This window comes from Polaromonas sp. C04 (genome assembly GCF_002002705.1).
Classification (GTDB): Bacteria; Pseudomonadota; Gammaproteobacteria; order Burkholderiales; family Burkholderiaceae_C; genus Rhodoferax_A.
The window spans coordinates 157,734-167,129 of the sequence record NZ_MUNS01000034.1; the positions used below are offsets into that span (position 1 = coordinate 157,734).

Here is a 9,396-nt window from a genome sequence, read left to right on the forward strand (position 1 = left end):
CTACGCGCGCTTTTAGATGTATCTCATTGTCATTGGGTGGATATATGTGACCCTCATGATGGCGGTGGCCGAAGCCGCCAGCAGCACCGGCACCCTTCTGGGTGGCATCGCCACCTTTGTCTTCTATGGATTGGCGCCGATGGCCTTGCTGGTGTACCTGATGGGCTCGCCCGCGCGGCGCCGCGCCATCAAGGCCCGCGAGGCAGCGGCCGGGCAGGCCGAAGCCGCCTCAAGCGAGCCAGATGCAGGCGGCCAGCCGCCCGCTGCCGCCGAGGGCGAGGGTGTCGCGCCGGTGCGAAAAGAACCTTGACGGATTGCTGACCGTGCACCACGGTGCGCTGCCGTCGTTGCCATGAATGCTGGTGATGCCTGATGCCTGCAACCGCCGGCGCGCCAGGCCTGCGAGATCGGCCAGCCATTTGCCGCCGGGGTGCGGCCTGAAGCAAGCGGCCGCCTGCGGGTCGTGCGCCTCGAAGGCGGCCTTGACCTCCGGCCCCACCTCGAACTGCTCGGGGCCGATGCACGGACCCAGCCACGCTACTATTTCTGTAGCACCATCCCCAGTACCGGCATGGGCTAGAACCCGAAAAGATTCAACGGTCGACTCCAGAACGCCGCGCCCGCCCTCGCCCGCCAGCCCGCGCCAGCCCGCGTGCGCGGCGGCCACCGCACTGCCCTGCCGATTGCTGAACAACACAGGCAGGCAGTCCGCCACCATGATGGTGCAGGCCACGCCGGGACTCTGGGTCATGCAGCCATCGGCCGGTGTGCCATCGGGCGTTTGCGCGTCAAGCGTTGCCACCTGCCGGCCATGGAGCTGCTGCAGGAACACCGGTCGCACACCAAGAGCCTGTTGCAGCACCTGGCGATTGGCCTGCACGGCCGCCGGCGCATCGCCCACGTGATCGCCCAGGTTCAGGCTCTCATAGGGACCCGTGCTGACGCCGCCGCTGCGCGTGGTGCACAGCGCGCGCACCGTGGCCGGCGCGGGCCAGTCGGGCATCAGCCAGTCGTGCGGCATGCGCAAACGGCTCAGGGCTCGTTGTCGGGGCAGGCGGACGGCTGCGCCTTCTGGAAGGCATCGAGCGCCATGCACGCGTCGAACGCGGCCATGGTGCGCGGCAGGCCGTCAAAGCTGACCTTGAAGCGCTGGCCATTGAATATCTGCGGCACCAGGCAGCAGTCGGCCAACGTCGGCGTCTCGCCATAGCAGTGGGTGGACGCGGGCAGCAGGGCCAGTTCGCGCTCGAACGCCTCCAGCCCGGTGCGCACCCAGTGCCGGTACCAACTGTTCTTGGCATCGTCGCTCACGCCCATGTCCCGGACCAGGTACTTGAGCACGCGCAGGTTGTTCAGCGGATGGATTTCGCAGGCCACGGTCTGCGCCAGTGCACGCACGCGCGCGCGGCCCAGCGCGTCCCTGGGCAACAGGGCCGGCTCGGGATGGGTTTCGTCCAGGTACTCGATGATCGCCATCGACTGGCCCAGGCGCTGACCGTCGATCTCCAGCGTGGGCACCAGCAGGTCGGGCGATATCGCGGCATAGCCGGGCTGCTTGTGCTCGCCCCTGGCAATGTGCACGGGAATGTACTCATAGGCCAGCCCCTTGAGCTGCAGCGCAATGCGCACGCGGAACGAGGCTGAGGAGCGAAAGTAGTTGTAGAGCTTCATGGATGCAAGGATAAACCGGATGCGTCCCCGCGTGCCGTGGGCCAACTCTTGCAGTCAGCTGCTTCACTATCGTATTCATAGCACCCAGCGCAGGCGGTGTATGGGCTAGCGGCAGAAATCATCATAAATTCGCCATCCCGCAGGCCAGTCGCACCCTTGATGGCATGGCATCAAGGCCGGGCGCCCTGCTCCTGCGACGCCATGCGCGCCGGCGCATTCACGGCGCCGTAGCCGTCGTAGTCGCTGCGCTGCACGATCTCGAAGAAAAAGCGGTCGGCGAACGCTTCGGTGTAGGCGTGGAAATACTCGCCGGTGGCCGAGCGGTCGTACAGGATGTCCAGCGCCTGCATGCGCCGCACCAGCGGTTCGTCCAGATCCAGGCGCGCCAGCAGGTCGTCGTAATAGTTGCCCGAGATCGGCACGAAGCGCACGCCATTGGCGCGCAGCCGGGTCATCGCGGCGAAGATGTCGTCGCAGCGCAGTGCGATATGGTGCACGCTGGCGCCCGAGCGGCCGGTGGCGCTGACCTGGCGCGCGGTGCGCGTGCGCTGGCTCAGCGACACGTTGAGCACCACGCGCACGCTGCGCCCGGCATTGGCCAGGCCGCAACTGCGGATCAGGCCGAATGGATCGGCCAGCTCCAGGCTCTCGCCCGGCTGCAGGCCGAGCACGGCGCGGCAAAACAGCATCCAGGTGTCGAACTGGTCATTGGCCAGACCCATGGCGATATGGTCGATGGCCTGCAGCCCGCAGGCCGCCGGGGCATCGGGGCGCGATGCCCCGGGCACTTCGGGCACGAAGTCGGCCTGCAGCCCCCCCACATCACCGGCTGCGCCGGGCACGAAATGCACCACGGTGCCGCCGGGTGCCACGATCGCGGGCAGCCGCAGCTCGTTTGGCCCGCGCGGGCTGTCGTAGCGCGCCGACAGCAGCGCGCTGGCCCGGTTCGCGGCGCGCGCCGGGTCGCTCGTGCCCAGGCCCAGCGCACACACCGAGGGCCCTTGCTGGTCGAAGCGGGCCCGCGCGTCCGAGCCCGGCTGGGCGTTCACGATCAGGTGGATGCCGCCCTGCCGGTACAGCGTCACGGCCTTGGAGCGGTGCCGGCCGGCGCGTGCAAAGCCGAGCTGTTCGAGCAGCGCGCCCAGCGCCACGGCGGCCGCGTCATCGACGCCGAATTCCAGGAACGCGATGCCATCGAGCGGCAGCGAATCCGGCGGATCGAACAATTCGATGCGGTTCAAAGTGCTCTTGGCCAGGCCGCGCAAAGCGTCGCCGGCTACGCCCTGATCCGCCCCGTCGCGCAGGTGCTCGAGCCGGCGCCGCACCTGGCTTTCCAGGTACAGGAGCGAGCGCATCGCATCGACCGCGGTGCGCCGGTTGGGCGTCTCGCGGAACACGTCGTTGAATATCTCCAGCGACAAGTTGCCGTCGTAGCCCGACAAGAGCGTCTTCTCAAAAAAATTCTCGAGGTCGAACTGGCCCTGGCCGGGGAAGTTGCGGTGATGCCGCGCCCATTGCAGCACGTCCATCGCGAGCAGCGGCGCATCGGCCATCTGCACGAAAAAGATCCGCTCGCCGGGAATGTCCTGGATGCCGGCCGGATCATCGCCCAGCGACAGCGTGTGAAAGCTGTCCAGGATCAGCCCGAGGTGCGGATGGTTGGCGCGCTCCACGATGCGCCAGGCCTGCGCGTACAGCTTGACCCAGCGGCCCCAGGCCAGCGCCTCGAAGCCGATGCGCAGGTTGCGCCGTGCCGCGCGCTCGGCCAGCTCGTGCAGTTGCGCGGCTGCGCGTTCGGGATCGTTGAGCGACTGCGGCGAGGTGTTGGAGCACACCAGCATCAGTGGCGCGCCGAGCGCCTGCATCACGTCGAACTTGCGCTCGGCCCGGTCGAGGTTGCGCCGGAACAGCTCGTCCGGCATGCCCTCGAAGTCGCGCAGCGGCTGGTACAGGTCGATGCCCAGGCCCAGGTCGGTGGCCATGGCGCGCAGTTCTGGCGCGCTGCCGTTGAAGTTGATGAAGTCGTTCTCGAACAGTTCGATCGCGTCGAAGCGCGCGGCAGCGATCGCCTCGAGCTTCTGGCGCAAGGTGCCGCTCATGGAGACGGTGGCGATGGATCGGCGCATGGTCGCTGGCCTCAGTATTTGATCTGCGACACCGCGCGCAGCTCGTCCGAGGTCGCCGTGCCGAAGCCGAAGAACTCGAGGTAGGCGGGGATCATTTCGAACAGCATATCGGTGCCGACCTGGACCGCGCAACCCTTGGCCCTGGCGGCGCGCAACAGCGGCGTGTACTCGGCCTTCATCACCACCTCGCCGACGAAGGTTTGGGGGTCGATGCGGTCGATGTCGAAGGGCAGCGGGTCGCCGTCCTTCATGCCCAGCGGCGTGGCGTTGACCACGATGTCGTGGCCAGCGGGGTCGTTCCAGCCGGTCTGCACCACCAGCTTCGGGTAGTGCTGCAGCAGCCGCTCGCGCAGCGCGTCGGCCGAGGCGGCGTGCGCGTCGAACAGGCTGATCGAGGCTGCGCCGGCCGCCGCCAGCGAGGCCGCGATGGCGGAGCCGACACCGCCGCAGCCCGCCACCAGCACGCGCGTGCCACGGATCTGCCGCCCCTTGCGCTCGGCGCCGCGCACGAAGCCCGCGCCGTCGAACTGGTCGCCCAGCAGCGTGCCGTCGGGGCGTTTGAGCAGCGCGTTGCAGGCGCCCGCGATGCGTGCAGTGGGCGTGACCTCGTCGGCCAGCGAGAGCGTCGTGATCTTGTGCGGCATGGTCACCAGCGCGCCGCGCAGGTTGGTCAGCCGTGCCAGTGCGGCCAGCGCCGCCGGGTAGTCCTCGGGCTTGACACCCATCGGGACCACGACCGCATCGATGCCCTGCTGGTCGAACCAGGGGTTGTAAATCATCGGCGCCTTGAACGCCTCGGTCGGATAGCCGAGGTGGGTGATGAGCGTGGTTTTGCCGCTGATCATGGCAGTCTTTCCTTGCGTTGGGGTCTCAGGCGGCGACGGCGCGCAGCTTCTTGCCGAGCTGCTCCATCGGCACGTTGTAGGTCTCGCGCGCCGACCAGGCCGACACTGCGGCGACCACGCTGGTAGCGGTGGTGAACAGCGCCACAGGCATCCAGCCGGTCGGGCCGTCGCCGAGCAGGGCCGCGCTGATGGCGGGCGCGAAGCCGCCGAGCGCAAAGCCGATCTGCGTGCCGATGGCCATGCCCGACAGGCGCACACGGGTGTCGAACATTTCGCCATAGAGTGCCGGCCAGACGCCGTTGGCCGCGCTGTAGACGACCCCCGACAGCAACAGGCCGAAGGTGAAGATCAGCGTCATGTCGGCACTTGCGATGGCCCACATGTAGGGCCAGATCAGCGCGGCCGAGCCGAGCGCGCCGATGATGAACACCGGGCGGCGGCCGATGCGGTCCGACAGAATCGCCCACAGCGGAATCGCCGCCAGCGCCACCACGTTGGCCAGCACCAGCATGGTGAGCATGGTGGCGCGCGGCAGGTGCATGGTGTTCACCGCATACGACAGCGTGAACACCGCGAAGATGGTGCTGACCACCGAGACCAGCGCGGCAAAGATCACGCGCAGCACGGCGGCGGCGTGGTGGCTGAACAGTTCGACCACCGGCAGCTTGGGCGTGACGTGCTGCTTCTCCTCCTGCTCGAACACCGGCGTCTCCGGCAGCGAGCGCCGCACCCAGACGCCGACCGCGACGACCACGGCGCTGAGGAAGAACGGGATGCGCCAGCCCCATGCCAGCAGTTGGTCTTCGGGCAATGCCGAGACCGGGATATAGACCAGCGTGGCCAGGATCAGCCCGGCCTGCGTGCCCGACAGCGTGAAGCTGGTGAAGAAGGCGCGCCGGTGCGCCGGTGCATGCTCCAGCGTCATCGAGTTCGCGCCCGCCTGCTCGCCCGAGGCCGAGATGCCTTGCAGCAGGCGCAGCACGACCAGCATGATCGGCGAGGCGATGCCGATTTGATCGTAGGTGGGCAGCGCGCCGACCAGGAAGGTCGATATGCCCATCAGCAGCAGCGTGAACGTGAGCACCTTCTTGCGCCCGAACTTGTCGCCAACGTGGCCGAGGATGAAGGCACCGAACGGGCGCGCGATGTAGGCCACGCCAAAGGTCGCGAACGCCGCGATGCTGGCGAGCTTGGGGTCGATCGACGGGAAGAATATCTTGCCGAAAACCAGCGCGGCGGCCGTTCCGTAGATGAAAAAGTCGTAGTACTCGACCGCACTGCCGATCCAGCTCGCAAGGGCGGCTTTTTTGGGGGCGTGCACGGCTTTCGGCTGGGCGGCAGTGGCCTGGGATCCTGGGTTCATTGATGTCTCCATGGTGCGGCCTCGAAGTAGCCGGTTGACGTAAATGTACTAACTAGTTCGCTTTCATTCATTAGTAAAAACCCTAGGGTTTTGTAAAGTTACCTGCGGGAACTTCGTGATAGGCTCTATAAATGAACGAACTGGTACAACCAAACAGCCTTGCCATGGGGGCGGCGCGCACGACTCCAATCCGGACCTACGATGCCGGACGCTCGATGGCGGACATCCTCAAAGTCGCGACCGCGGAGTTCGCCGACAAAGGCCTGAGCGGCGCGCGCATCGACGAGATCGCGGCCGCCACGCGCACCAGCAAGCGAATGATTTATTACCACTTCGGCAGCAAGGAGGGCCTGTACCTGGCCGTGCTCGAAGCCTCGTACCAGCGCATCCGCGACATCGAGACCGGCCTGCACCTCGAAGACCTCGCGCCCGAGGATGCGCTGCGCAAACTGGTGGCCTTCACCTTCGACTACCAGCACGACAACGAGGACTTCATCCGCCTGGTGATGAACGAGAACATGCACCGGGGCGAGTACCTGGCCCAGAGCAAAACGATCCAGCAACTGAACGTGCCGGCCATCAACGCGGTGCAGCGGGTGTACGAGCGCGGCGTGCAGGCAGGTGTGTTTCGCCAGGGGCTCGACCCCACCGACCTGCACATGTCGATCTCGGCGCTGTGCTTCTTCAACGTGGCGAACCGGCACACGTTCTCGCTGATCTTCAAGCGCGAGCTCGCATCATCCGCGGCGCTGCGGGCACGGCGCGACAGCATCGTCGAGATGATCGTGCGTTTCGTGCGAAAGTAACCACCCCATTCCCAGGAGATTCCCATGATTCTTGAACTCGCCGACATCCGCATCCAGCCCGGCCAGCAGGCCGCCTTCGACGAAGCGATCCAGCGCGGCCTGTCCACCGTGATCGCACGCGCCAGGGGCTTTCAGGGCTTCAAGGTCAACAAGTGCATCGAATCGCCCGAGCGCTACATCCTGCAGATTTTCTGGGACACGCTGGAAGACCACACCGTGGCGTTTCGCCAGTCGCCGCTGTTTGCCGAGTGGCGCGCGATCGTGGGGCCATTCTTCGCCGCGCCGCCCGTGGTCGAGCATTTCGAGCTGCTGGCCAAATCCGACTGAACCCCCCAGCGAGGCGGGTCCGTCCGGTCCGCCGCGTCCGCAGGCTTGCGCAGGGCGCGCGCCAGGGCTATGGCGAAGCGTCGGAATCGGCCACCAGCTTGCGCAGCAGCGCGATCAGTTGCTGGTGCTCCTGCGCATCGAGGCGGTCGACGATGCGCGCCTGCACCTTGCGCACCGCACGCGTCATTTGCTGCACGGCCCGCTCGCCTTGCGGTGTGACCCACAACAGCTTGCGGCGCTTGTCGTCGGCGTCGGGCTCGCGCCGGATCCAGCCCTTGCTCTCGAGCCGGCCGATCACCGAGCCGGAGGTGGCGGCATCGAACGCCACCCGTCCCGCGAGCGTGATCTGGTCCTCGCCGGGCTGGTCGATCAGCGCATTCAGGATGGAAAACTGGACCGGCGTGATATCGAAATCGGACGTTTCTTCCATGAAGATCGCCACCGAGCGCTGGTGCGCGCGCCGGATCAGATAGCCCGGCGAATGCTCGAAATCGAAGCTTTTTGCCATGTTTCAAGTGTACCCAGATTGATGCAAATAAAGAGGGATTGCGCTTTTACAATCAATATGTTCACTTAACATATAGACGCCTCGCGCAAAGCTCTTTCGAGACACATCCCATGACGCAAGCGCTTCCCATTTTGGTGCCTGGCGGCAGCATCAACCCGAAAAACCTGTTCCACTGATCCGCATGAGCAACACTCAAACGACTCCCGCCAGCCTGGGCGAACCTGGTCGCCAGACCCCCATCCACGGCGAATACGACGTCGTGGTGCTGGGCGGCGGGCCGGCCGGCATCGCGGCGGCCGTGGCGGCCGCGCGCGCCGGCCGCTCCACTTTGCTGATCGAGCGCTACGGCTTTCTCGGTGGCATGGGCACGGCGGCGGGCGTGACCAACTTCTGCGGCCTGCATGCCAATGTGCATGGCGACATCCGCCAGGTGGTGCACGGCGTGGCCGACGACCTGCTGGCGCGCATAGCCCGACTCGGCGGGCTCAACGCGCCGCACACGGTGTTCGGCAAAACCTGGGCGCAGGCCTACGACACCGCGGCCTACAAGATCGCTGCGGACGATCTGCTGCTGTCCGCGGGCGTGCAGTTGCTGTTCCACGCGCTCGCGGTGGGCGTGGTGATGGCCTCCCCGGTGCGCGTGCACGCGCTGCTGATCGAGACCAAGTCCGGCCGGCGCGCAGTGCTCGGGCGCTGCTTCATCGACGCCTCGGGCGACGGCGATCTCGCCGCCTGGGCCGGCGCGCCTTTCGAGAAAGGCGACGGCCAGGGCAATCTGCTGTACCCGTCCGCCATGTTCCGCCTGAACGGCATCGACCCGCAGCGCGCGGGCTCGGACTGGAGCGTGATCCCGCGCCTGATGCAGCAGGCCGAAGCCGCCGGGCGCTACACCTTTCCGCGCAAGACGCCGATCGTGCGGCCGCAGAAAAACCCGATCGAGTGGCGCGTGAACCTGACCCAGCTGGCCAATGCGCAGGGCAACGCCACGGACGGCACCAACGCGCAGGAACTCAGCGACGCCGAGATTCTGGGCCGCCGGCAGATCGCCAGCGTGGCCGGTTTCCTCAAGGAAGTCCCCGGGTTCGAGGACTCGTACATCGTGGATATCGCGCCGCAGGTCGGCATTCGCGAAACCCGGCGCGTGCGCGGCCAGTACCAGCTCACCGAATCCGACGTGCTGGGCTGCGCCAGTTTCGACGACAGCATCGGCGTCAACGGCTGGCCGCTGGAGCTGCACCTGAAGGGCGATGTGGAATTCCGCTGGCCCCCGATTCCCGAAAGCCGCGGCTTCAACCAGCTGCCCTACCGCATGCTCGTGCCGCTCGCCGGCGCCGAGCCGCCTCAAGCCGGCGACGCCCCCTCGGGGGGCAGCGCGAAGCGCGTGGGGGCTCTCGCAACGCTGGACAACCTGTGGGTCGCGGGGCGCTGCGCGTCCATGACCCACGAAGCCCAGTCGGCCGCGCGCGTCACCGGCGCCTGTTTTGTGATGGGCCAGGCGGCAGGCAGCGCGGCGGATCTGGCCTTGACAGCCGGCTGCACGGCCGCCGCGGTGGACACCAAAGCGTTGCAGTCCCGTCTGGAGTTAGAGGGTGCCTGGCTCGGCACCCACACCGTTTGATCCTTCAGCAACCATCTTGAATGAAGACCTTAATTTGTCACTGCGATAGCGTTGTTCCAAGGCGACTTGGTGCGAGCGATGGCATTGAGGATGACCAGCAGCTTGTGCATGCAAGCCACCAGGGCGACCTTC

General features: G+C 66.7%; 10 protein-coding genes. 4 read left to right on the plus strand and 6 right to left on the minus strand.

The features are described 5' to 3' along the window. Positions 1-16 precede the first annotated feature (16 nt). Entirely contained in the window at positions 17-310 is a 294-nt protein-coding gene (locus tag B0E49_RS14020; RefSeq protein ID WP_077562819.1) for a hypothetical protein, read from the plus strand. Here the strand turns inward: B0E49_RS14020 and pgeF are convergent. The 5 genes from pgeF to B0E49_RS14045 form a co-directional block, all read right to left on the minus strand. Then, positions 230-1,021, minus strand: a complete 792-nt coding sequence (gene pgeF, locus B0E49_RS14025; RefSeq protein WP_144264566.1) for a peptidoglycan editing factor PgeF — start codon at positions 1,019-1,021, stop codon at positions 230-232. The genes B0E49_RS14020 and pgeF overlap by 81 nt on opposite strands. Before the next feature lie 11 nt (positions 1,022-1,032). Continuing rightward, positions 1,033-1,671, minus strand: coding sequence for a maleylacetoacetate isomerase (gene maiA / locus B0E49_RS14030; RefSeq protein ID WP_077562820.1), 639 nt, complete (start codon positions 1,669-1,671; stop codon positions 1,033-1,035). A gap of 170 nt (positions 1,672-1,841) precedes the next feature. Then, positions 1,842-3,797 (minus strand): bifunctional sugar phosphate isomerase/epimerase/4-hydroxyphenylpyruvate dioxygenase family protein, encoded by a 1,956-nt coding sequence (locus B0E49_RS14035; protein ID WP_077562821.1) that lies wholly within the window; start codon positions 3,795-3,797, stop codon positions 1,842-1,844. Positions 3,798-3,808: 11 nt separating this feature from the next. Continuing rightward, a complete protein-coding gene (locus tag B0E49_RS14040) occupies positions 3,809-4,642 on the minus strand; it encodes a shikimate dehydrogenase family protein (RefSeq protein WP_077562822.1) in 834 nt (277 codons plus the stop codon). A gap of 25 nt (positions 4,643-4,667) precedes the next feature. Further along, entirely contained in the window at positions 4,668-6,005 is a 1,338-nt protein-coding gene (locus B0E49_RS14045) for an MFS transporter (RefSeq protein ID WP_286138009.1), read from the minus strand. Positions 6,006-6,136: 131 nt separating this feature from the next. Between B0E49_RS14045 and B0E49_RS14050 the strand changes: the two genes are divergently transcribed. Together B0E49_RS14050 and B0E49_RS14055 are read left to right on the plus strand one after the other, a co-directional pair. Beyond that, positions 6,137-6,811, plus strand: a complete 675-nt coding sequence (locus tag B0E49_RS14050) for a TetR/AcrR family transcriptional regulator (RefSeq protein WP_077562824.1) — start codon at positions 6,137-6,139, stop codon at positions 6,809-6,811. Between the two features lie 24 nt (positions 6,812-6,835). Further along, positions 6,836-7,138 (plus strand): antibiotic biosynthesis monooxygenase family protein, encoded by a 303-nt coding sequence (locus tag B0E49_RS14055; RefSeq protein WP_077562825.1) that lies wholly within the window; start codon positions 6,836-6,838, stop codon positions 7,136-7,138. Between the two features lie 67 nt (positions 7,139-7,205). On the opposite strand, the gene B0E49_RS14060 is transcribed toward B0E49_RS14055, so the two are convergent. Continuing rightward, positions 7,206-7,646 (minus strand): MarR family winged helix-turn-helix transcriptional regulator, encoded by a 441-nt coding sequence (locus B0E49_RS14060; RefSeq protein WP_077562826.1) that lies wholly within the window; start codon positions 7,644-7,646, stop codon positions 7,206-7,208. A 181-nt stretch (positions 7,647-7,827) separates the two neighbouring features. On the opposite strand from B0E49_RS14060, the gene B0E49_RS14065 reads away from it, so the two are divergent. Continuing rightward, positions 7,828-9,264 carry an FAD-dependent oxidoreductase gene (locus tag B0E49_RS14065; protein ID WP_077562827.1) on the plus strand — a complete coding sequence of 479 codons (1,437 nt, stop codon included), beginning with the start codon at positions 7,828-7,830 and terminating at the stop codon, positions 9,262-9,264. Positions 9,265-9,396: the final 132 nt, after the last annotated feature.